Source organism: Streptomyces sp. NPDC052301 (assembly GCF_044593395.1).
Taxonomy (GTDB): Bacteria; Actinomycetota; Actinomycetes; order Streptomycetales; family Streptomycetaceae; genus Streptomyces.
Window position 1 is genome coordinate 24883 of sequence record NZ_JBIUBE010000022.1, and the last position, 23335, is coordinate 48217.

Consider the following 23335-nt stretch of genomic DNA (forward strand, 5'->3'; position numbering starts at 1 on the left):
GTTATCTACGCGGCTACGCCCCCCCCGGGGCGCCCCCGCCCCCGCCCCCCCCCCGGGCCGCCCCCCCCCGGCGGGGTCGTGCCCACGGGGTCGTGCGGTTCGCCCTCGACGCGGTCAGCGGGCACTGCGGCCGGCCGGGCCGATGCCCCGCAGGAACACGAGCTTGCCGCCCATCCGGCCGGTCGCCAGCAGACCCACCGCCACCAGCACCGTCAGCACGAACACCGGCACCGGCGTGTGCGTGGTGCTGGACGAGGCGCCCTGCCTGACGACGGTGTCGGCGACGGAGAGCACCCACACCACGAAGCCGCCGAGCGCGTGCTTGTTCACCGCCGCGCGGTCCTCGCTGCCCGCGGCCGTCCGCTGCTTGCGGTCCGCGAAGCCTGCGATCAGGGCCAGCACGATGGCCACGTTGCCGACGATGAAGACGAAGGTCCCGGCCCGGAACAGGTCGTGGCTCGTGGACGCGGCGAACGCGTGCGAGACCGAGGCGAGGTCCAGCACCGCACCGGTCAGGTACGTGCCGAAGGTGAGGTGCGCGACGGGTGGGTGCACCGGGCTGCCGGTGCCCGGCGCGGCGCTCGCGCCGGCACGGGCGGCGGAGCCTTCGGATCGTCTCGTGTCACTCATGCTCATGTCCTTCCGGGATCAGGGAGGAAAAGCAGGACTAGCGGGTGGGGATGACGCCTCCGTCGACGCGGAGCACCTGTCCGGTGATGTGCCGGGCGGCGGACGAGGCCAGGAAGCGGACGGTCTCGGCCACGTCCTCGGGGCGTCCGGCCCGGCCGACCATCGTCTCCGCGACCCGCTCGGCGTGGAACTCGCCGGAGCGGCGGTCACGGAAGAACTCGGTGGCGTCGATGTAGCCGGGCGCCACGACGTTCGCGGTCACCTGACGGCCGCCCAACTGCCGGGCGACAAAGATGTTCCAGGTGTTCATGGCGGCCTTGGCCGCCCCGTACGAGCCCGCTCCCCGGTCCGCGGCGAACGAGCTGATGTTCACCACCGCCCCGCCGGACACGAGCAGCTTGTCCAAGGCGGCGGTGGTCAGCACCGCACCCAGCAGGTTCGCATCCATGTTGGCCCGCCAGCGCTCCGCAACCGCCCGCAGGTCGCCGGGAGGCGCGGCGTCGAAGTCACGGTTGCCGCCCGCGTTGTTGACCAGCACGTGCACGACGTCCGGCAGCTTGTCACGCAGCGCTTCCACCTGTTCGGGATCGGTGTGATCGCAGGCGTGGGCGCTCACCGCCCCGCCGAGCTCCTGTGCCGCCCGGCGCAGCACCTCCTCCCGCCGGCCCGTGATGACGACGTTGTCGCCGTCGGCCAGGAACGCCTGCGCCACCGCCTTGCCGATACCGGTACCGCCACCGGTCACCACCACTGTCCGAGCCATCTGCAAGCCCCTTCGCTAGTTGCCTTCGTTGCGGCCGGCCGGGAGCGGTGAGTCCGCCTTCCCGGACGCCGCGCGCTGCCGTGCGAGAGCTGTGGAGAACCGCGCCCGTGCCACGGGCCCGACGATCGCCACCGGCGCGGTGACGAGGGCCGCGACGGTGAAAAGCAGCCCGAAGTGCGTCTTGTTGGCGAGCCCGCTGACCAGGTAGGTGCTCACCGCGGCCCCGGTGAAGACCGCGCACGCCACCAGCGAGGTGGCCACCCCGCGGTCCTCCGGCTCGGCCACCTCCGTCGCCCACGTCTGCACGATGGACTGGGCCAGCGCGAACGCGAGTCCCGCGCCCACACTGCCCACCAGCACCCCGGCCATCGAGCGGCTGAGGGCACACGCCACGTAGCCCAGGAACAGCACCGCACCGCCGGTCCCGAAGAGTGCCGCCGCCGAGACGCGCCGCCCCGCCATCCGCACCGCCACTCCGCCGACGACCGCGGCCAGACCGTAGGAACCGGTGACCAGGCCGGCGAGGAGGACACTCTTGCCACCGCTCTGCAGGGCGGCGTTGAAGAAGTTGAAGAACCCCAGCATGGCCGCGCCCTCGACGAGGGCGAAGACCACCAGGAAACGGAACCATCCGATGGCGAAGACCCGGCGGATCCGCCCGGCCACACTCGTCGCCCCGACCGCAGGGACGGACGCCTCCGGCAACCACCCGGTCACCACGGCCAGCACGGGTGCGGCCACCGCGACCAGCAGGATCGCCCCGCGCCAGCTCCACAGATGGGTCACCACACCCGCCACCACGGTGGCCCCCGCGGTTCCCACGGCACCGGCCGCGAGCACCGTCGCCACCGTCCGTTGCCGCTGCGCGAACGGAACCCGGTCACCCACGTACGCCACGGCCACCGGCAGCAGCGCGGCGGCGGACGCCCCGGCCAGCGCCCGGCCGAGAATCAGCACCCACAGACTCGGGGCGAGTCCGGAGACCAGGTCGGCGACACACATCCCGAGCAGCGCGCCCTGCATCACCCGCACCCGGCCGACGGTGTCCGAGATCAGCCCGTGCACCGGCTGCATCACACCGAACAGCAGCAGATACGCCGTCAGGGCCGCGGTCACCGAGCCCACGCTCACATGCAGGCCCTTGGCGGCCGGCAGCAGCAGCGGGGTGATGACGATCCGGTCGAAGTTGCCCAGGAACGAACCCACGTACAGCACGTTCAGGCTCTTCGACGCCCGCGCTCGCCGTAAGGTGTCCGGTCGCTGATTCATCGTGCTCCTCACTCAGGCCGGAAGCGAATCCGGCGGCGGAATGCTGGTCGGCCGCCCGATGCCGTACCCGCGTGCCTCCATCAGGTCGTGGCTGAGATATCCGTCGTGCGGACTGACCGCTCCCGCCGCGTACGTGGGGAGGTGACCGAAGAGGACCTTGCGGATCGTGCGCTCGCGCAAGGCCTCCCGCACCAGATCGGGGTCGTCGCCGAGGACGGTCAGCGCGAGCGTGTCGCGCAGCGGGGCGAACCCCTGCGACCGCTGCCACGGCACGATCCACACGCACGGGAAGGAGAGCTCGATCCGTGCCCCCGGATGGTCCGTCCGGTCGCAGAGCAGGACCGCGGGCCGCAACGCACCCGAACCGTCCCCCAGATCGGCCACGGGCCCGTCCGCATAGAGTCCGGCGGCCACGTCCACCGCGCCCTGGAGGCGGCCCGCCAACTGCTCGCGCAGCGCGAGGGCTTCCTTGATCGGCAGCACCGGCAGCCGGGCCTCGGGCGACTGGGGCGGGGCGGCGGCGAGCCGGGCCAGGCGCGCGGCCACGGCTTCGGCCAGCGCCCGCGGGTCCGCATCGGTGAACACGGCGGTCGCGTTGGTGCACCGCATGCCGCCGTCGTATCCGACCGAGTCGCAGATGACGTCGACCACCTCGTCGGTGATCGCCCCGCTGTGCAGCAGTTTCGACCGGCCGGGGCCGCGCAGGATCACCCGGCGGTCCGCGCCGTAGCGCTCGGCCGCCGCGTCGCCGCCGAAGACCAGGCTCAGGTCGGCCGCCTCCACCAGCGCGTCACCGGTCGAGTGACTGCCGGGCAGCAGGGAGAGATAGTGCCCGGGGACACCGGCTTCCAGCAGGGCGGCGATCATCCGCGCCGGGGTGAAGGGATCACGCGCCCCGGGCCGCACCACGAGCCGGTAACCGCACGCGAGCGCGGTCAGCCACTGGGTGTGCGTGCCGGGGTTGTTGCTCGGTGCGACCACCGCCAGCACATCACCGCGTCGCGTCCACACCGCCGAGATGTCGCCGGGGACGATCTCGCCGCTGACCCCCGCAGGGCGCTCGGCGGCCACCCGGGCACCGACGTTCGCGAAGGTCTGCGCCATGTCCTCGAGCGAGTGGCGCGCCACGACGACGGGCACACCGGCGGCTCGCGCCTGCAGAGCGCAGTACATGTCAGGGGTGAGCCCGGCGAGCGTGGCCGTGGCGAACAACTCGCCCGCGCGCCGCAGTAACGACGCATCGGGCGCGCCGTCCGCGGCGTCGCCCGCACTGTACCGGCGTACGTCCGCGACGGTGAGGCGGGCCAGCAGCGGGGGTGCCTGGTGGACCACGGCGAGCGGAGTCCCGTCCACCCCGCACAGCTGTGACCGTTCGGCGGACGCGGCCGCCCTGCCCGCCCGGACCAGGGGAATCTCGTGAAGGGGTGCGGGTGCCACCATCAGTACACACCCTCGATGATCTTCGTGTCCGCCGGCTCGTACGGACGGACGTCCGACAGTTCGATCCCCGCGAAGCCCCCGGCCGATCGCCGCCGGACGGCCAGGTCCCGCTCCAGGGTCGGCGGAGTGAAGTAGTCACGGGTCAGTACCGTGATCACCACGCGCCCCTCCTCGTCCTCCTCGACCGCCCGCTCCGGCTGCGCCGGGTCGACCAACTCCACGACGGTGTACGGGTAGTACGGACGGAAGGTGCAGGCCGCGGCGTCAGCATCGAGGCGGGTGCGCTGCGGGGCGACCCCCATCATGGTGTTGCCGTACGCGCCGGCGAGCGTGGCCTCGGGGAAGACCTCGTCCTCGAGCAGGTGCAGTGTCTCGGCGTCGATGCTCGTCCCGCCCCACACGATGCCGCGGACCTTCTCACGCATGAGCGTGTAGACGTCCTCGCGGGCGGCGATGTGCTCGAGGATGCGCGGGGTGCTGGAGACGGCCCGGATGTCCTGGCTGCTCAGCACGTCCTTGACCTGGTCGAGGACGTGGTCGATGTAGCGGCGGAACTCCGGCTGCCGCCCCTCGGCGACGCAGCGGCGGACCCACCTCGGGTCGAGGTCGACGAAATGGTTGAGGAACCCGCGCAGTTCGGCCAGCACGCTGATGTTCCTAGCCATGATGTGCGGCCCCGTCGGCCCGATGTGCAGCCACCCGCCCGCTCCGGAGGGAAACCCCTGCTCGTCGAGCATGTGGCTCTGCCACGTCACGTTGCGGCTGCGCGAGGTCGCGTCGACGATTCTCTTGGGCGCACCCGTCGCACCGCCCGACTCGTAGACACCGAACCGCTTGCCCCGGCCGAGGCAGCCGCGCGGCACCAGCGAACTCGCCGGAATCCGGCTCCAGTCCACCGCCACGTCGGCGAACAGGCCGAGATCGGCGACGGTCTTGACGTCGGTGAGCGGGTCGAAGCCGAAGGACGTCGCGCGGTCGACCCAGTACGGGCTTCCGGTCAGGGGGGAGAAGTGCCACTCCATGGTGGCCCGAACGAGGTCGTCGATGTCGGGGGAGGAGTCGATGGGCGGCTCGAACACAGAACTGAAGTCGTCGGCCATCTCGGATCGGTCCTGTCTCTCGGCACGCTTCCGTGCTCTGCGGGGCTAGCGCAAGGGACCATCAGTCGGGATACTGATTGTCAGCTGAACTGACGAGTCGGAGTATGTAGCATCATAAAGACGAACGTCAAGGCCGGACAGGAGTAACCAGATGGCGACCTACAGTGACGAAACCCTCGTCCGTCCGACCGACGGGGATGCCGCGTTCCTCGTCACGCTGCCGGACTCGGTGAAGGCCTCCTATCCGTTTCTGCTCCGGAAGGCCTCGCAGCGCATCACCGAGCTGGCGCACGAGGCGCTGGGCCCCTTCAAGCTGACGTTGCGTCACTTCGGCGTGTTGAATCTGGTCGACCTCGAAGAGGGTCAGAGTCAGCGCGTCATCGGCACGAAGCTGGGGATCGACCGCACCACGATCGTGACGCTCACCGACGACCTGGAGAAGGCCGGCCTGCTCGAACGCCGCCGCGGCCAGGACCGCCGCACCTACGCCCTGTACCTCACTGAACTGGGCACCGCCCAACTGCGCCAGCTCCGAAGGCTGATCGGGCTGGTGCAGGAGGAATTCCTGGAGCCCCTCGCCGAGGACGAACGCGAAACGCTGCGCTCACTGCTGCTGCGCCTGCTCTGACCGCTCGCTCCGTGCCGCGCCCGTGTGTCCACGATCCGTAACTTTCTGATGCGCTGGACCGGAACCGGGTGGGGGCCGGAGTCAGGTCGAGTTGGCCTTCCTTGTCCTCACGGAAGTCGTTGATCGTGCGACTGTCGGTTGATCTGCTCGTTCCGTGCTGTCGTTCGTGCTGCCCACCGGGATCGCGGTGGGAGTCGCCTCGTGCCCCGGTCGTGCTTCGCGATCTGCTTCGAACCGTTCCGGGGCGTTCGGGTGTACCAGTGCGGGAGTTTGGTCCAGACCATGTTCATTGACATGAACATCACCCATACTCCTGGGTGAGGCGCACGCACGACGCACCCCACCGCCATCGTGGACGAGGAGGAACCTCGGATGACCCGTGCCCGAACGGATGTCCCCAGACTGCGCATCCTGCTGCGACTGCTCGCGCTGTTCGCCGTGGTGCTCGGTTTCCAGGCCGCTCCCGCGCACAGCGCCCGGGCGGCCAGTGCCTTCAAGGTCATCGCCTTCTACAACGGCACCTACGACGCGGCTCATATCAGCTTCGACCACGAGGCCAACGACTGGTTCCCGAAAGCCGGCGCGCAGAACGGGTTCACATACACGGCGACCACGGACTGGAGCCGGCTCGACGCCGCGGACCTGGCCGGCTACCAGGTGGTGATGTTCCTCGACGACTACCCGCACACAACGTCGCAGCAGTCGGCCTTCCAGGCCTACATGGCAGGCGGCGGCGGGTTCGTCGGCTTCCATGTCTCCGCCTACAACGACAGCACGAGCGACTGGCCCTGGTACCACAACACGTTCCTGGGCACCGGCACGTTCCGGAGCAACTCCTGGGGACCCACCGCGGAGACGCTGAAGATCGAGAACGCCGATCACCCGGCCACCGCCGGCCTTCCGACCACCATCTCGTCGTCGGTGAGTGAGTGGTACAGCTGGCAGAACGACCTCAGGCAGAACCCGGACATCGACATCCTGGCATCGATGGACCCGTCCACCTTCCCGATCGGGACCGACCCCAACCAGACCTGGTACAGCGGCTACTACCCGATCGTGTGGACCAACCGCGACTACAAGATGGTTTACAACAACTTCGGTCACAACGCGATGGACTACGCGACCGACACGACACTGTCGTCCACCTTCGCGAGCGCGCAGCAGAACCAGCTGCTCCTTCAGGAGATGAAGTGGGCAGCAGGCCAGTCGGGTCCAGTGACCCCGCCCAGCACGGTGTCCGGCCCGATAAGCGGCTACGGCGGCAAGTGCGTCGACGTCGCGGGGGCCTCCAGTGCCAACGGAACGGCCGTACAGCTCTACGACTGCAACGGCACCGGCGCGCAGACATGGACGGTGGGCAGCACCGGCACCCTCTCTGCTCTCGGCAAGTGCATGGACGTGACGTCGGCGGGGACCGCCAACGGCACCAAGGTGCAGCTCTACGACTGCAACGGGACCGGATCGCAGATCTGGGGGCCCGGAGCGAACGGCTCGCTCGTGAATCCTCAGTCGGGCAAGTGCCTCGACGCCACCGGGCCGAGCTCCGCGAACGGGACCCGGCTGCAGATCTGGTCCTGCGCCGGCACGGCCAACCAGCGCTGGGTCCTGCCTTCCTGATCACCCGACACCACGGCGGGTGGGGAGATCCCGACGCGGACCGTGGAGTTGGGTCCACCGTCGATACGCGCTCCAGGCGGACTCACCGGTGAGCTGATCCGGCTGCGCTCCGGGTCGGTCGTACCCGCTGTCATCGGCCACACGTTCGTGAGTTCGGTGAGTGTCGACATGGTCAAGGAGTTCGCCGGTCCCAAGGCCCCACCGGATCCCCTGCACACGGGGATGGCCGGGTGGCCCGGCTGGATCGCCACAGGCGTGTTCGTCGCCTTCCTGACGCTGACCGGCCGTCTCCAGCCGGCCTTCGGCGGGGCCGACGAGGCGGCGGCCCCGCCACCGCCCCCCTGCGCCCGCCGAGGCTTCACAGGGACCTGCCTGTCGGCGGCCGCCTCTGGAGGGGGGCGGCCGGCCTCATTGTCCTGAGCTGCTGGTCAGCAGTTGATGGGGGGGTTGCCGGAGGCGACTCGGCAGAAGTCCACCCCGGATCCGCCGTCGACGGTGCCGGCGTTCGGGCCGACGGAGATGAAGTCGTCGCCGGCGCCGCCGAGAACCCTGCCGCTCGCCGTAGTGCCCGCGCCGGCCGTGATGTAGTCGTCGCCGTCGCCGCCGTCGACGGTGCCGGCAACGACGCCGTCGATGACGATGAAGTCGCTCCCGCCCAACCCGGCGACGCTGTCGCCGGGGGCGAGGGAGCCGCAGCTGATGAAGTCGGAGCCTGCCGTACCACTGACGGTCGTACCGGACACGGGACGGCCGTTGACCGTACATGCCGTCAGGGCCTGTGCGGGCGTCGCGGTCAGGGCGAGGGGAGCAGCCACGAGGGCGGCGGCGAAGAGGGTGCGCATTGCGTGTCTGATCATGTTATGAGTGGTTCATGATGACTTCATGATCACAACTCTGCACCGTCGTGGTTCAACCGTCCGGGGCAGTTTGTCGCCCGGACGGCCACCGGCGCTGACGGTCGGAGGGTCGGGCCGGCGGCTCGGGTTCGAGGCGGGGTGTCGCGCGTGGTCCATCGCGCAGGCGCCCTGACATGGGTGTCGTCTGGGCGGAATGTCATCTTCCGTGCCCCACCGCAAAACCACTGGGACAGACGTGTCAAGATCAGGACAATGATGCGGGCGCTCCCTGCACCTGGGCAGAGCGCACCGCCTGATTCCCCACACCTCATGGAGTCATACGTGACCCAGTCTCCCCGGCGTGCACGCGCCCTGTCGCGCCTCGTCACCTCGGCGATCGCCGTCGCCCTGGTCGGTGCCACCGCCGGCACCGCAATGGCCGACGCCCCTGCGACGACCGGTCCGGCCGGGAACGCCGCCCGCAGCGCCGCCACGGCCGGGCAGCACAAGCCCACCCCCGCCGCGCCGTTCTTCTTCCTCACCGGGATCCTGTCGTCGGGCCAGATGTACGTCTACATGCCCGACGGGAAGGGTGGCTTCGATGACCGATCGGGCGTCGCCGTCTGGCCGCACCTCAGGTACGAGGTGTCGATAGACCCTGACCTGACCGGCTGGCAGGACGGTGCGTACCAGGTCATGGACGACGGCACGTTGAACCTCTGGCGCGGCGGGCGACTCAAGAAGGTCGCCACGGGCTGGGGCCGGTACAACGTCACCTTCTCCCCGGGCACTCTGGCTCACGCCAAGCACCCCGACCTGCTGGTCCGCGACAAGCAGGGTGCCCTCTGGCGCTTCCAGACCAAGGCGGACGGCACGCTGGCACCGCGCGTCAAGGTCAGCTCCGGCTGGGACCAGTTCACCCAGATCACCGGCAAGGGCGACCTGACCGGCGACGGCAAGTCGGACGTCGTCGCCCGTGACAAGCGCGGTGTCCTCTGGCTGTACAAGGGCACGGGCGATCCGCGGAAGCCGTTCGCGCCCCGCGTCAAGGTGGGTTCCGGCTGGAACCAGTTCAACAAGCTGGTGGCCACGGGGGACGTCGACGGCGACGGCCACAGCGACCTGCTCGCCCGCGACCCCAAGGGCAACCTGTGGCTGTACAAGGGGAACGGCAAGGCGGCCGCGCCCTTCGAGTCCCGTGCCAAGATCGGCACCGGCTTCAACCAGTACCGCGACCTCTTCTGACATCCCCTACGGGCGCCTGACACCGGAGGTGCAGCACACGAGCCTTGTCCCGGCCCCGAACCCCTCCTCCCGGAGGTGGCTGCGGGCCGCCGTGGTGGCAATGGACGCAGACGCCGGCCGATGGCATGGCCGGCCGTCTCGCCTGCCCCGGGCCCCCTTCGCGGGCCCCGGCGACACGTTGGTGGGCGTCCTTCCAGGCCTCCCTGTGTGGGCGGCAGGCGCATGCGCTGCGAGCCGGTCCGCTGACTCCCGCGCAATCGCGTCGACGACCTGTCGGTGATCCCGCCGACGCCCCGTCCGGGGATCGGTCTGGTGGCAGCGGCGCGATCGGCGCCCACCGTACGTCAGTTGATGCCACGCCCGGACCACGATCGGATCGTCGGCGCGGGGGAGTCGCGCCGCTTCTTCGAGGTCGGCCCGCCGCGCCGTGCCAAGAGCCGCCACCCGGATCTGCCTCACACGGCGCGGCCCGGACGTCGCCGGCAGCGGGCCGGCGCGCCCCACGAGCAGCGCTTCCACTGCCAGAGGCACACGGCCCCAGAGGCCACCCCCTGCTCCACCAAGCTCTCGCCGTTGACCCAGCGGCGCAGCTCGGCAGGAAACGTGGTCCCTGCGGCAGCACTGTGATCTCCAGCCGATCGAACGCAGACCACTCCATGGCCGCCCGGTGAACCCTTTGCGTGAACGCGCCAGTCGCTGCGCAGGCGCTGTGCCTCGGTGCGCGGACACCTGAACGTGCCGGGTGGCGGCGGTTGAGGGTGCAGTGGCGATGTCCCGGACGCTCCCTGGCTGACGGAAAGCCAGAAGAGACCTGCGGAACCGCTTCGAGGGCCCCCTTCTTTCGAGGGTGTGTGGCGTCTCACGCCCGCTGAGGGCTGCCCGAGTTGTCTTGGTCACAGCGCAAATGTCCATTTAGCGTCCATTCTCGAACCGGACGTCGACGCCCGAAGTGGGGCTTATAGGCGTTCCATTGGCCGCGAACTCCCAGAGTGACCCAAGACACAGCACTCGCGACATTTCTCCTTTTTCCCTCGGAAAGGTGCCCCATCATGGCCGCTTACCTCTGCCCTCCTGCCGTGATACACGGCGAGCACACCGTGGAGACCAGCCAGATCGTGGCGGAGGTGCGCGACCGGCACCCGCATGCGGCGTGGGCGCCGCGGATCGACGGCATCGCGGCCAGTACGGGCATCCGGACCCGTGGGTGGATGCTGCCGCTGGAGACCGCCGTCGCGCCCGGCAGCGGCGGCGGCCTCGGGGCTGTCGGCATGGGGCCGGCCCAAGAGGCGCTGGCACGCGACGGGTTCACCCAGCAGGACGTGGACCGCGTGATCGCCGCCCTCGAGGCGATACCCACGCCCCAGACCGTTCAGGAGCGTACGGCGCCGGCCTGGGAGGCCGTGCAGGCCTACGGGGAGCGCGCGGCGCGCGGGGCCCTGCAGATCGCGGGGCTGGACGCCTCGGACGTCGACTGCCTGATCACCAGCAACTCCACCACCCCGGCGCTGCCGGGTCTGGACATCGCCCTGGCCAACAAGCTTCCGCTCCGCAACGACGTGATGCTGCAGCCGGCCACGCAGTGGGCCTGTATCGCGGGGACCCGTTCACTGGCGCTGGCGGCGGATCTCGTGGCCGCGGACCCCGACCGGGTGGTCCTGGTCGTGATCTCGGAGGCGCTGAGCACGACGTACCAGCCCGCGGACGACACCCTCGAGTCCTTGATCGTCAGGTTGCTGTTCGCGGACACCGCGGTCGCCGCGGTGGTCACCGGCCGCCCGAGGCGCGAGTCGGTGCTGCGGCTGGACGCCGCCTGGAACCACACCCTGCCCGGCACCCAGGACCTGCACCGCCTGGAGACACGGTCGGACGGCACCCACTTCGTGATGGACCGGCGCGGGCCGCGCGCCGTACAGGAGACGGTCACCGCGATGTGGGAGTGGCTGCGCGTCCGTTACCAGGACGACCCCGACTCCTGGCACCCCGACGTGCTGCTCGCGCACCCGGGCGGTACCCGGGTGCTGGAGTACATGGAGCAGACGATGCCCGACGCGTGGCCGTCCGGGCTGCTGGACTACAGCCGGGACAGCTACACCACCGGCAACCGCGGCGGCGCCGCCGTGTTCGACATCATGCGGCGGGCGCACGACGCCGGTCAGAAGCCAGGCAGTCGTGCCGTCCTGTACGCGGCGGCACCGGGCCTCACCGCCACCGCCCTGGAAGGGGAGTGGCTGTAGGGCGAGCCCGCGCCACCTGTACCGGCGAACGGGCCGCCCGCATCACGGCTCACGCCACCGGTGCCGTGGAGGCGCCGTCCGTGGCGCCGGCTGACGCGCACGCCGCTCTTCACCCTCGCCGTGCTCCCGTACGCCGGCCGCACCCCGCCTCGCGGCCGCGTCACCTGGCGACTTCCGCCCAGACCACCTTGCCGGTGTCCGTCCACCGCACCCCCCACCGGGTGGTGAGTCTGTGCACGATGTTCAGGCCACGACCGCCGTCGTCGAGCAGGCCGCCCCGGCACAGCCGTGGCCTGCCGTTGCCGGTGTCGCCGACCTCGCACAGCAGGCCGTGACCGGACCTGATCAGCCGCACCGTGATGGGGCCAGTGGCGAAGCGCACCGCGTTCGTGACCAGCTCGCTGACCAGCAGCGGCACGTTGTCGCGGGTGTCGTTCCTGGTGCCCCATCGCCGCAGTAGCGCGGAGACCTGCGCGCGGGCACGGGCGGGCGCGTCGTCGCGGGCGGGCAGCCGCCAGGTCGCGGTGTCCCCCTTGCGGTAGCCGATCATGCGCGCGAGCAGCAGGGTCACGTCGTCGCGCTGGCGCGCGGGCGCCAGCGTGGACACGACGCGCCGCGCGGCCTGCTGCAGGGCGTCCCAGGGGTGCACGGTGGACACGGCGTCCGCCAGCCTGCCGATGCCGTCGTCTATGGACACGGTCGGATCCTCCACCAGGCCGTCGGTGTACAGGGCGAGCAGGGAGCCCGGGGGCGCGCCGAACGTGTGCACGTCGAACGGCTCCCGCAGCGCGAACTCGGCGCCCAGGCCGGGGTGCGGGCGGACCGCGAGCGGGCCCGCGTGCCCGTCCGGGTGCACCAGGACCGGGGGCAGGTGGCCGGCGCTGGACAGCGCCACGCGGTGGCTGACCGGGTCGTAGAGGGCGATGCAGCAGGTCGACCCGAGGGCGCTGTAGCCGGCCGCCAGCCCGGACTCCGAGTCGTCCAGCAGCGTCACGGTCTCGTCCAGGTGCTCCAGAACCTCGTCGGGCGCCAGTCCCGCGGACAGCAGCGCGCGGGCCTCCATGCTCAGCTGGCCCATGGTCGCCGCGGCTCCGAGGCCGTGCCCGACGACGTCACCGACCACCAGCGCGGTACGGCCGTCCGGCAGCGGAAAGCTGTTCACCCAGTCGCCGCCGACGCCCGCGCTGTCGGGGGTGGCGGGCTGGTAGACGCTGGCGATCTCGATGGTGTCGCCACCGGTCCGTGGCAGCAGCCGGCGCTGCAGTGCCAGCACCTGCGTGTGCTCGCGCTGGTGCTGACGGGCGAGGTCGACGTGATGGGCGGTCCTGGCCACCAGTTCCTGCAGGTCGAACAGTTCGCTGTCGCGGAAGGGGCAGTCGGCGCGCCGCCAGACCTCCGCCACGCCCAGGACGACGGGCGCCGCGCTGTCCAGGACCAGCGGTATGCACGCCACACCCGCAGACCGGTCACCGGGCACCAGGGCACGCATGACCTGTGGGCTGCCGAGCACCCGCTCGACCGCCTCCCGGTCGGGCATGACGATGGCCTGCGGGGCATCGTCCCGCCGTACGGCCTGCGCCAGCAGGCGACTCGCGTCGCGGGGAAGATCGTCGCCCGGCGTCACGTAGCCCTCGGGCCACGCCCGATCCGGCACCAGGGCCGCCCGCCGCAGCCTGATGCGCCCCTGTGCCTGCTCGGTGACTCCCTCGCCCGTCCACACGGCGAAGTCGAGGTCGACGGCGGCCACGTCTCCCCAGGCCAGCAGGGACTCCGCCAGGGACTGCGCGGTCTCGCCGATGTCCAGCGAGGTACCGATCGCGGTCTCGGCGGCGTACAGGTGCAGCCTCCTGGCCATGGCGATCAGAGAGACGGTCAGGCCCTCCTGGCGCGCCGCGGCGGGCAGGATGCTCATCGAGACCACCAGTTCCGACCCGTCGCCGCGCCGCAGACGCTGGATCCGGGCGACGTGCGCCTCGCCGGTCTCCAGGACCTGCCGCAACCTCCGAGTGACCGTCGGTACGTCCCCCGGGGGCAGGAGATCGACGAAAGAACTCCCGACCACGGCGTCCAGACCCGCGAACACGGGGGCGTCCAGGTTGCAGCGGGTGATTCTCAGGCCTCTGTCCAGGTTGACCACGCCGAGAATCTGCTCCTGACGGCCGGACTCCGGGTCGCCGGGTACGCCCTGGCGGGTGCTGCGGTCCCCCTGCAGATCGGCCGGACCGGCGGCCGCCGACGCCCCGCCGCGCGGGATGTAGCGCCCCAGGGCGCTGCTGACCAGGTCGAACGGCGAAGAGGACGAGGGGGAGGGTGTGGAGTCCATGCGGCTCTCTCGGCAATCCCCGGCGCAGCGCCAGGGCCGTACTCGGACCCGTGCGACGGAGCCCCGAGATCCCTGACCGCACACCTCATTGAATAACACCGGGTGTCGCTTCGCCCACACCAGCGGCGCCCTGCACACCTGGAACCACAGCGCCGCATCCCGGTACGACACAAGGCTCCGGACTCTCTGGCGAACGAAAGGCAGGCGTCGGCCGCCCCGGCCGGTCGTTCACAGGGCGACCGTCCGGTATCCGAGGGCTTCGGCGACGATCTGCTCGGCTGAGACGTCGCGCAGTTCGCCCGGGGAAAAGATCAGGCCGCCGGCCCGGGGCTGTGAAGGCCCAGAGGTGTCGCCAACCGTCCGGTAGCGTCACCGCTGTGATGGTGGGCACGGAAGAAACCCGGCTGGTCGTGCTGCGCGGCAACAGCGCCTCGGGGAAGTCGTCCGTCGCGGCCGGCCTCCGCGAAAGGTTCGGCCGCGGCCTGGCCCTGGTCGGCCAGGACAACCTCCGCCGCATCGTGCTCCGCGAACGCGACCGGCCCGGCGCCGCGAACATCGGTCTGATCGACCTCACGGCACGCTACGCCCTGGACGCCGGCTACCACGTCGTCGTCGAAGGCATCCTCTACGCCGAACACTACGGCGACATGCTCGCCCGACTGCGCGCCGACCACCGCGGCCCGACCCACGGCTACTACCTGGACGTGCCGTTCCACGAAACCCTCGCCCGGCACACCACCAAGCCGATCGCCGACGACGTCAACGAGACGCAACTGCGCGACTGGTACCGGCCGGGCGACCTCCTGCCCGACGGGCTCGAGACCGTCATCGGCGCCGACAGCGCCCTGCACGAGACCGTCGATCGCATCATGCTCGACACCGGTCTGGCCCACTTGCCCGCACTGGACCGCTGACCGCGGCACCGGTGCGACCGAGGGCGCCAGAGTGCGCCCGACGCGTCGCACTGGGTGGACGGTGGACGCACCGGACGCAGCTCGAACCACAGGGCGCCGTAGCCGTGCGCTAGTTCATCCGGCCCAGTACCTCCCGCACCCGCCGCACATCCCGTAGTCGCCGTTCGTACGTCGCGCCGACGGCGAGCAGCAGCACTCCCGCGAGTGCGGGAGGAACCCAGCGGGGAAGGGCGTCGGTGACCTGCACCAGGTAGGGGGCCAGCTCGTGCAGCGCGTCCAGTACGAGCACCCCGCCGCCCAGCAGCAGCGGCGCCCGCAGCCGGTGCCGGGCGCCCAGCAGGGTGACCAGCAGCGCCGCCGCGCCCAGCAGCCACGGGCGGGTGGCGTGCGCGTCGGCCCAGGTGGCCGCGAGGCTCGGCATGAGCGTGGCGGCGAGACCGGGGCCGTACGCCGCCCACGACGACGCCCGCGGATCCCGGCGCCGGCGCAGCGCGCCCCACGCGAGCACGGGGACGGACACCGGCACCGTGTACGCCTCCGGTGCCGTGACGCCCCAGGCCGCGAGGCGCACCCAGGTGGCCAGGGCGAACAGCGCGGTGGCCGCGTAGGCGGCGGGACGGCGGTCGGGGCGCACGGCCGTCCCGGCGGCGATGACCGCGGACAGGGACAGCGCCAGGGACAGCATCGCCGGATCGGTGACCGTCAGCCCGATCGCCAGGAGAGCGGCGGCCGCACCCGTCACCTCGACCACCACGGTCGTTCGCGCGTCGGCGGCCCGTGCGGCGAGCAGCGCGGCCACCGCCGGGACCACGAGCACGAGCAGCGCGGTGTGCTGTGGCGCCCAGCCCGACGCAGCGCCAACGGCGCAGGCCAGGGCGGCGCCGTACCCGAGCGCGGCCGGGGCCGTGAGCGTTGCGGGGCGCTGCTTGAGGGACCCCGCCGTGAACAGCGCTGTGAGTCCGGTGAGCACCGTCAGGGTCGCGGACCGCGTCGGCAGCGCGAGGAACGCGAGTGAGACCGACGTGACGAGGGCCGGTACCGACATCACGAGCGTGCCGGCGCCCGTCGCCGCCCGGGACCGTGTCGCCCCCGCGAGCAGGCCCGCCGTCGCCAGCGCCTCCGCCAGGAGCGCCACCGGGTAGGGCACGTCCAGCACCGGGGGCACGACCATGAGCGCGGACCACCCGAGCACCAGCACAACCGGCAGCGCCCGGGGCCGCCACGTCGTGTCCCGGACCGCGAGCGCGAGGACGGCGGCGACGGCGGCCAGGACCAGCGGCGCCGTCTGCAGCTGCGGCAGCCACGGCGCGCCTGCCGACACGGCCTCCCGGGCACCGCCCGGTGCCCCTGACCAGACGCGCCGTGCCCAGCCGGCCGGCCCGAGCAGCGTCAGCGCGAGCAGGGGCAGCGCCCACAGCACCGCCAGACCCTGCACGGCGGCGGAGGCGAGGGCGAGGCCGCGCCGCACCGGCTCCGGCAGCCGATCGGCCCGAACCGCCGCCACCAGGGCGATCCCGACGGCGAGATGAACGGGAACCGTCCAGGTGGCCGGCAGCGTCGGGCGGACGATGCCGCCGAGCGCGGCGACGGCCAGCAGACCGACCGCGACGGACAGCCCGACGGCGTGCCCCTCGGCACGATCCCGCCGGGCCGCCGCGAACGCGATACCGGCCGCGAACAGCAGCAGCGCGGCCGCTTGGGCCCCCGCGCCGGGACCGTCGGCCGTCCACGACAGCCAGGCCGCGCCCAGCGCGCCCCACGCCCCCATGCCGTACGCGCCGACCGCGGCGGTGATCCGTACCACCCCGGCGGGAGCGCGCAGCGCCACCGCCGTGTCGCACGCGGCCGTCACCAGCAGCGCGGCGGTGATCCCGTACCGCCCCGCGTCGGCCGCCACCGCCCACAGCAGCAGCGGCAGCTGCGCCGCGGCCAGCGCGGCCGGAAGCGGCAGCCGCAGCGCCGCGGTGCGCGGCAGCAGCCCGTAACCCGTCCAGACGGCCGCCAGCACCGCCGACGCCCCAGCCGCGTACGCCGTGCCGTCGACCCCGGTGAGGGCGACCGCCTGCAGCGCGTACGCGTCGAGCACCGTGAGTGCCAGCGCGAGCCCGGCCACCGCCTCGGCCGTCGAGCGCAGGCGGCGTCCCAGCAGCGGCAGCGGAGCGGCCAGGGCGGCCACCGTCACCGCGCCCAGCACCAGGGAACGTCCGGCGATTCCCAGGTGTCCCCAGCTGACCAGTGTGAACGCGATCGCCGCGATCGTCAGCAGCAGGCCGCCCAGGAGCAGCAGCACATTCTGCACGCGTGGCGCGGTGGCCTCGGGGCGGGGCGGCGCGGGCGGCACCGCACCGGGCGCCGGCGCGGGCAGACGGGCGAGCAACCAGGCGCGACGCGTCAGCAACTGGGCGCGGCGGGAATCCAGTTGCCACAGCTCGGCGTCTATGAGCCGCAGCTCCTCGGCCGGTGGCGGAACGTATGTCATGGGTCGGAGTGTGGTCCGCGCCACGTCGTACGGCATGAGCGCGCGTACTCAGTACGTACTCAGGTCCCGGGAAGGCGCCGCCCCGGAGCGGGAGCCGGCCGGCGTGGCGGGGCGCGTGAGCGCGAGCGGCAAACCTGCGGGGCTGGCGCAGCGCCTAGGAGCCGGGGCCGTCGAGCGACTCAGCGAAGTCCCTGGTCAGGGCCGTGGGGTTACAGGAGGACCGCGACGTGGTGTACCGCGCGGCCTCCTCGCCGGTGTCTGCGGTGACGCCCGGATCACGACGCATAGCCTCTCTCATGACACCTGTCAGAGACCAGAGCGCATGCTGCGCTTCAGCGGCTGACTGCGGGCTTTCGCCTGGCCGTGGGTTCCCCTGTTCCAGGCGCTTGACCTGTCCATAGACCCCGGTCAGCGCTTCGTTCAGTGCGTGAGCCGGAACGATCACCGTGTCGGGGGCGATCATCAGAAGCCTCGGACCACCGGTCACGGTAGGCGTCCTTGACTCCTTCCAACGCCGATACGTCCTCATGCCCGGGCGTACGATCCCGCATGACGTACAAGTGCCGGCTGAGCGCCGTTGCGAACTGCCTGGCGTCCCGATGCAGTTGTGTGTGGCAGCTGCGGCGCAGCTCACGGTTCTCGCGCGCTTCCTGGATGGCTTGGACCATCTCCAACTCGCGCTTCTTGGCCCGGTCGGCGCCCCGCTGGGTGAGCAACGCACCCCCGAGAGTTCCCGCTACACCAGTGATCGCAATCAGTACCGCCCCCACGTCCATTCGATCACCCTGGAAGACAGTGATCCCTCCTACCCCAGGGTTCCTTCGCCCAAGAACCCTTCAGTCCCCGCCGCTCCCGTACGGTCGTGTCAGGATCTCCAGGTTGTGCCCGTTCGGGTCGTCGAAGTAGACGCCCCGGCCGCCGTCGTTGTGGTTGATCTCGTCGGGGCGGTGGTGATACGGGTCCGCCCAGTAGCTCAGGCCCGCTTCGCGGACACGAGCGAAGATCGTGTCGAAGTCGTCCTCGGAGACCAGGAACGCGTAGTGCTGGGGGGTGATCGACCCGGCCGTGTCCATGTAGTCCAGCGTGATGCCGTTCGGTATCTGCACCGGGATGAACGGACCGAAGGGCGGTGCGACTTCCAAACCCAGCAGTTCGGCGAGGAATCGTGCGGACGCCCGCTTGTCGTGCGCGGCGACGATCGTGTGGTTGAGCTCGACCGCCATTGTTCGGCCTCCTTCTGCTTGGCTGCCGGAATCACTGTCCACGCTAACAACCGTTCGTTGCAGGGCCATCCGTCTCTGGTCCTGTCCTGCTCCGACCTGCGACCGAGACCGATTTCCGACACCGAGACCGATACCGAGAGCGGCGGGGAGGGGTACGTCGTGTGCCCGCGGCCGTCAGCGCGGCGAACGAGCCGCGCGGTGCTCGGCGTACTCACGGCCCGCGACAGCCCCGAGGTGGACAACCACTCCCACCGCCACCAGCCAGGACAGGATGACCATGACCACGCCCACGGGACCGTACTTCTCATTGTTGGCCACGATCGTCGTGGAGAAGTAGCGGGAGGAGAACAGCCCGAGGCCTGTCCAGCCGATGTCCGTGGCCAGCGCCGCCGGCAGCAGGTATCCCCAGGCGGCCGCGCCGGTGAGCAGCAGGCGCATGGTGCCCCACCAGAAGAACAGCGCCAGGACGAAGCTGAACAGGCCCTTCAAAGGGAGAAAGGGGAGCGCCGCGCCGCCTCTGGTCTGCACCACGCCGTAGGCGACCAGCCCCGCCAGCCACACGAGCTGCGTCCCCAAGTCCCGCCACCAGCGTGGACGCACGTCGAAGAGGAACTGATACCAGCCCTGCAGGGTACCGGCCACGGCGACCACCCCCGCGATCAGCAAGACCGCACTCACCAGGGTCAGCGTGCCCGAGGTGGAACCGGGCCGGAACAGAGCGGCCACGGCCTGCGCCGCCTGCTGGTTCAACCCGAGCCAGCCCGCCAGGACGTCGGCCACGTCCTGACCGGCCACGGCCGTCAGCAGGATCAGGAAGGGAAAGAAGCACAAGAACGCGAGCGCCGCCAACTGGAACGAGTGACCGAAGAAGTCCGCCGCGCTGAGACGTGCCCACAACCGTCCCGCCGTGCTCTCCGCGAAGCGCATGCCCCACATGCGCCAACGGCCGACCAGCCCGATCCTGCGCGCGGCCGTGCGGTGATCCTCACCGGAAGAAGTCTGGCGCCTGCCCATACCAGGTAGTCAACAGGGCTGACCGCGCCCGCGCAGCCCGCGCAGGGCGACGCCGGAACGAAGGGCGGCGAACGCAACCGCCCGCCGTCCGCCTGCACCATGATCACGGGCCGTCCGCGGCTGAGTCCCGGCACCCATCTCACCCCCGGGGGGTGAGGCAGTCCCCTCCGCGCTGCCGGACGCTTACTGCGAGCAAGTGGGTGACGGATGCCTGCCCACGGTGCATCGGCTCGACGAGGGAGATCATGTGAACCGGTATCCGCCTATCGCCGAGCACGGCATGGTCGGTGATCTTCAGACCGCCGCCCTGGTGTCATCCGGCGGAGACATCGACTGGTGGTGCACGCCGCGCTTCGACTCACCCAGCGTCTTCGCATCGCTGCTGGACAGCGATCGCGGGGGACACTGCCGTCTCGCCGTGGAAAACCCGGACGGGAACGGGATGTCGGTCCGCCAGCTGTATCTGTCCGACACAGCCGTCCTGGTCACCCGCTTCATGGCCCCCGACGGGGTCGGCGAGGTGGCCGACTTCATGATGCCCATCGACTCTTCGACGCCGCAGGACAGACACCGGTTGGTGAGGGTCGCACGCGTCGTCCGGGGCAGTCTGCCCTTCGTCCTCACCTGTCGCCCGCGCTTCGACTACGGCCGCGCCTCACACACACTCACACCGGATGACGAGCACTCCGCCCGCTTCCGCGGCCCCGGGACGGACCTGTATCTGCAGTCCACCACCGGCATTCTGCTCCGCCCGGACGGCAACGACGTCACCGCCCGTTTCACCCTGTCGGACGGCCAGGCGGCAGCGGTGGTGCTGACGAGCTCGGCAAGCGACGGTCCCGTCCCGCAGCGCCCTTCTCTGGCACAGGTCGCGGACGACTTCGAGGTGTGCCGGGCCTTCTGGCTGTCCTGGCTGCGGTCGTGCACCTACCGCGGCCGCTGGCAGGACGTAGTGAACCGCTCGGCGATCACGCTCAAGCTGCTCACGTATGCGCCGACCGGGGCCCCCATCGCCGCTGCCACCATGGGACTGCCCGAGCAGATCGGAGGGGAGCGCAACTGGGACTACCGCTACACCTGGATCCGTGACGCGGCGCTTTCCGTCAGGACACTGATCGATCTGGGCTTCCACGAGGAGGCGCACGCCTTCCGTCACTGGTTGCGCAACCGTATCGAGGCCAGGCGGACAGCCTCGGGCGATCCCCTCCAGATCATGTACCGCGTCGACGGCGACCCTCACCTGACCGAGGAGATCCTCGACCACCTGGAGGGCTACCTCGGCTCACGCCCGGTCCGCGCGGGCAACGCTGCAGCCGACCAGCTCCAGCTCGACATCTACGGCGAGGCTTCGGACGCCCTGATCGTCGGAGGCGACATCGGTGCGATTCGCGGCTGGAAGGCACTCAGCGACGTCCTGGACTGGCTCGCCGACCACTGGGACCGGCCGGACGAAGGCATCTGGGAGACCCGGGGCGGCCGTCAGAACTTCACCTACAGCCGATTGATGACCTGGGTGGCGTTCGACCGCGGCATCTACGCGGCCAAGGAGTTCTCCCGACCGGCCGACGTCGCACGCTGGACCACCGTCCGGGACACCGTATTCCGCCAGATCGTCGAGCACGGCTGGCACGACAAGCGACAGGCCTTCGTGCAGCACTACGACACCGACGTCCTCGACGCCTCACTCCTGCTCATGCCGAAGGTCGCCTTCCTCTCACCACGCGATCCCGACTGGCTCAGCACCCTCGACGCCATGGACGAAGAGCTGGTCAGCGACAGCCTCGTCTACCGCTACGACCCGACTGCGTCCCCGGACGGTCTGCGCGGCTCGGAAGGCACCTTCAACCTGTGCAGCTTCTTCTACGTCGAAGCACTCGCCCGCAGCGGCAGGCTCAACCAGGCCCGGCACGCCTTCGACAAGATGCTCACGTACGCCAACCACGTCGGCCTGTTCGCCGAGGAGATCGGCCCCTCGGGTGAACAGCTGGGGAACTTCCCCCAGGCATTCACCCACCTCGCCTTGGTCACCGCGGCCATGGCGCTCGACGAAGAACTGAGCAAGGCAGAGGCCAGGCCCCGAACGGACAATCACAGGCACCCCGCAACCCATGGCCTGACGGCGCCTGCGGAGAGCGCTGAGGGGGGCGACACCCGTGGTTGAGACTGCCGAGCCGAAGCAGTCCGCAGGAGCAGGACGCGTGCTGGCCGCTCTGGCGCTGGCCCAGTTCATCTGCAGCTTCGCCGGCTCCAACATGAACGTGATGATCAACGACATCAGCAAAGATCTGGACACCACGGTCCAAGGCGTACAGGTGGCGATCACCGTCTTCCTGCTGGTGATGGCGGCGCTGATGATCCCGGGCGGCAAACTCACCGACCGCTACGGCCGCAAACGTTGCTTCCTGACCGGCCTCATCGTCTATGCGATCGGCGCTCTGCTCAGCGCGGCCTCTCCGGGCCTCGGCGTGCTCATCCTCGGCAACTCCATCCTCGAAGGCGTCGGCACAGCCCTGCTCATCCCGCCCGTCTACATCCTCACGACGCTCCTCTACCCGGACGTGACCTCCCGCGCCCGCGCCTTCGGCGTCATCATGGCGCTGGGCGGCATCGGCGCCGCTGCCGGCCCACTGATCGGCGGCCTCATCACCACAGGGCTCAGCTGGCGGGCGGCGTTCGTCTTCCAGGCACTGGTCATCGCGGTGATCGTCATACTCAGTCGTCGTATCGCTGATCCGCTGCCGCCCGATCCGACCCGCTCCTTCGACACCGCCGGGGCGGTCCTGTCCGCCGTCGGTCTCGTCCTGGTCGTCATGGGCATCCTGGCCGCGGACAACGACATCTGGCTCATGATCACCCTCCTGGTCCTCGGCGCCCTCGTGCTCTGGTGGTTCCTCCGGTACGTACGAGCCAGGGAGGCCGCCGGCAAAGAACCACTGCTGTCGCTCAGCCTGTTCCGCAACCGCACATCCAACCTCGGCCTCATCACCCAGAACGTCCAATGGCTGCTGCTCATGGGCTCGTCCTTCACGGTGGCGGCCTACCTCCAGGTCGTACGCCACTACGACGCCATCCAGACCGGTGTCATCTTCACCGCCGCGACCCTGGGGCTGTTGGTCACGTCCCTGTCCGCCGAGCGACTGGCCGAGCGGCACCCCCAGCGCACGCTCATCATGACCGGCTTCGCCGTGTGCATCACCGGTGTCGTCGTCCTGGTCGTCCTGGCCGCAGGCTTCTCGACCGGCTGGGCCTTCGTCCCCGGACTCCTGCTGATCGGACTCGGACTGGGCGTCATGCTGACCCCGTCGGTCAACGTCGTGCAGTCGAGCTTCCCGGAAGAGCTGCAGGGGGAGATCTCGGGCCTGTCCCGCAGCGTGTCGAACCTCGGCTCCTCCTTCGGGACAGCCATCGCCGGCACCATCCTGGTCTCCGGACTGACCAAGGGAGCCTATGCCACAGCGATGATCACCCTGGCCGTCATAGGACTCGGCGGCTTCGCCGCGGCAGTACGCCTTCCTCGGCAGACCGGCCCAAGCCCCGTGCAGGTCCCGCACAGCACAGCACCGCAGCCGCACGGATAGCCGCCTCGCGCAGCGGAAAAGGATGGCGGTCGCCCCCTCACC

The 23335-nt window shown here is 70.7% G+C and carries 17 protein-coding genes; 7 read left to right on the forward strand and 10 right to left on the reverse strand.

The features are described 5' to 3' along the window. Positions 1-114 precede the first annotated feature (114 nt). Genes ACIHEJ_RS38005 through ACIHEJ_RS38025 form a run of 5 tightly spaced genes read right to left on the reverse strand, consistent with a single transcriptional unit; the run spans position 115 to position 5202 of the window. Positions 115-630 (reverse strand): DUF2231 domain-containing protein, encoded by a 516-nt coding sequence (locus ACIHEJ_RS38005; protein WP_400142415.1) that lies wholly within the window; start codon positions 628-630, stop codon positions 115-117. A gap of 37 nt (positions 631-667) precedes the next feature. Further along, positions 668-1393 carry an SDR family NAD(P)-dependent oxidoreductase gene (locus ACIHEJ_RS38010; protein ID WP_400142416.1) on the reverse strand — a complete coding sequence of 242 codons (726 nt, stop codon included), beginning with the start codon at positions 1391-1393 and terminating at the stop codon, positions 668-670. A gap of 15 nt (positions 1394-1408) precedes the next feature. Then, positions 1409-2662: an MFS transporter gene (locus ACIHEJ_RS38015; RefSeq protein WP_400142417.1), complete on the reverse strand. Its 1254-nt coding sequence runs from the start codon at positions 2660-2662 to the stop codon at positions 1409-1411. 12 nt (positions 2663-2674) lie between these two features. Next, entirely contained in the window at positions 2675-4102 is a 1428-nt protein-coding gene (locus ACIHEJ_RS38020) for an aldehyde dehydrogenase family protein (protein WP_400142418.1), read from the reverse strand. After that, entirely contained in the window at positions 4102-5202 is a 1101-nt protein-coding gene (locus ACIHEJ_RS38025) for a phenazine biosynthesis protein (protein WP_400142419.1), read from the reverse strand. Before ACIHEJ_RS38025 ends, ACIHEJ_RS38020 begins: the two co-directional genes overlap by 1 nt. Positions 5203-5353: 151 nt before the next feature. Here ACIHEJ_RS38025 and ACIHEJ_RS38030 point away from each other — a divergent pair, with 151 nt between their 5' ends. After that, the gene (locus ACIHEJ_RS38030) at positions 5354-5830 is read left to right on the forward strand and encodes a MarR family winged helix-turn-helix transcriptional regulator (protein ID WP_400142420.1); all 477 of its coding nucleotides are present in this window, start codon (positions 5354-5356) and stop codon (positions 5828-5830) included. Between the two features lie 372 nt (positions 5831-6202). Beyond that, positions 6203-7447 carry a ThuA domain-containing protein gene (locus ACIHEJ_RS38035; protein ID WP_400142421.1) on the forward strand — a complete coding sequence of 415 codons (1245 nt, stop codon included), beginning with the start codon at positions 6203-6205 and terminating at the stop codon, positions 7445-7447. A 428-nt stretch (positions 7448-7875) separates the two neighbouring features. Here the strand turns inward: ACIHEJ_RS38035 and ACIHEJ_RS38040 are convergent, their stop codons facing one another. After that, positions 7876-8304 (reverse strand): hypothetical protein, encoded by a 429-nt coding sequence (locus tag ACIHEJ_RS38040; protein ID WP_400142422.1) that lies wholly within the window; start codon positions 8302-8304, stop codon positions 7876-7878. A 321-nt stretch (positions 8305-8625) separates the two neighbouring features. On the opposite strand from ACIHEJ_RS38040, the gene ACIHEJ_RS38045 reads away from it, so the two are divergent. Further along, a complete protein-coding gene (locus ACIHEJ_RS38045) occupies positions 8626-9528 on the forward strand; it encodes an FG-GAP repeat domain-containing protein (RefSeq protein ID WP_400142423.1) in 903 nt (300 codons plus the stop codon). Between the two features lie 1049 nt (positions 9529-10577). Then, positions 10578-11762 (forward strand): type III polyketide synthase, encoded by a 1185-nt coding sequence (locus ACIHEJ_RS38050; protein ID WP_400142424.1) that lies wholly within the window; start codon positions 10578-10580, stop codon positions 11760-11762. Between the two features lie 160 nt (positions 11763-11922). Here the strand turns inward: ACIHEJ_RS38050 and ACIHEJ_RS38055 are convergent, their stop codons facing one another. Further along, positions 11923-14085 (reverse strand): SpoIIE family protein phosphatase, encoded by a 2163-nt coding sequence (locus ACIHEJ_RS38055; RefSeq protein WP_400142425.1) that lies wholly within the window; start codon positions 14083-14085, stop codon positions 11923-11925. A gap of 380 nt (positions 14086-14465) precedes the next feature. On the opposite strand from ACIHEJ_RS38055, the gene ACIHEJ_RS38060 reads away from it, so the two are divergent. After that, positions 14466-14999: a kinase gene (locus ACIHEJ_RS38060; protein WP_400142426.1), complete on the forward strand. Its 534-nt coding sequence runs from the start codon at positions 14466-14468 to the stop codon at positions 14997-14999. A 109-nt stretch (positions 15000-15108) separates the two neighbouring features. Here the strand turns inward: ACIHEJ_RS38060 and ACIHEJ_RS38065 are convergent, their stop codons facing one another. From ACIHEJ_RS38065 to ACIHEJ_RS38075, 3 genes are all read right to left on the reverse strand, one after another. After that, entirely contained in the window at positions 15109-17478 is a 2370-nt protein-coding gene (locus ACIHEJ_RS38065) for an SCO7613 C-terminal domain-containing membrane protein (protein WP_400142427.1), read from the reverse strand. A gap of 836 nt (positions 17479-18314) precedes the next feature. Beyond that, positions 18315-18701, reverse strand: coding sequence for a VOC family protein (locus ACIHEJ_RS38070; protein WP_400142428.1), 387 nt, complete (start codon positions 18699-18701; stop codon positions 18315-18317). A gap of 174 nt (positions 18702-18875) precedes the next feature. After that, complete coding sequence (locus ACIHEJ_RS38075) at positions 18876-19628, reverse strand: ribonuclease BN (RefSeq protein ID WP_400142429.1); 753 nt, start codon at positions 19626-19628, stop codon at positions 18876-18878. A gap of 334 nt (positions 19629-19962) precedes the next feature. On the opposite strand from ACIHEJ_RS38075, the gene ACIHEJ_RS38080 reads away from it, so the two are divergent. Together ACIHEJ_RS38080 and ACIHEJ_RS38085 are read left to right on the forward strand one after the other, a co-directional pair. Further along, positions 19963-21876 (forward strand): glycoside hydrolase family 15 protein, encoded by a 1914-nt coding sequence (locus tag ACIHEJ_RS38080; RefSeq protein ID WP_400142430.1) that lies wholly within the window; start codon positions 19963-19965, stop codon positions 21874-21876. Positions 21877-21913: 37 nt separating this feature from the next. Beyond that, positions 21914-23293: an MFS transporter gene (locus ACIHEJ_RS38085; protein ID WP_400142431.1), complete on the forward strand. Its 1380-nt coding sequence runs from the start codon at positions 21914-21916 to the stop codon at positions 23291-23293. The last annotated feature ends 42 nt before the right edge of the window (positions 23294-23335 follow it).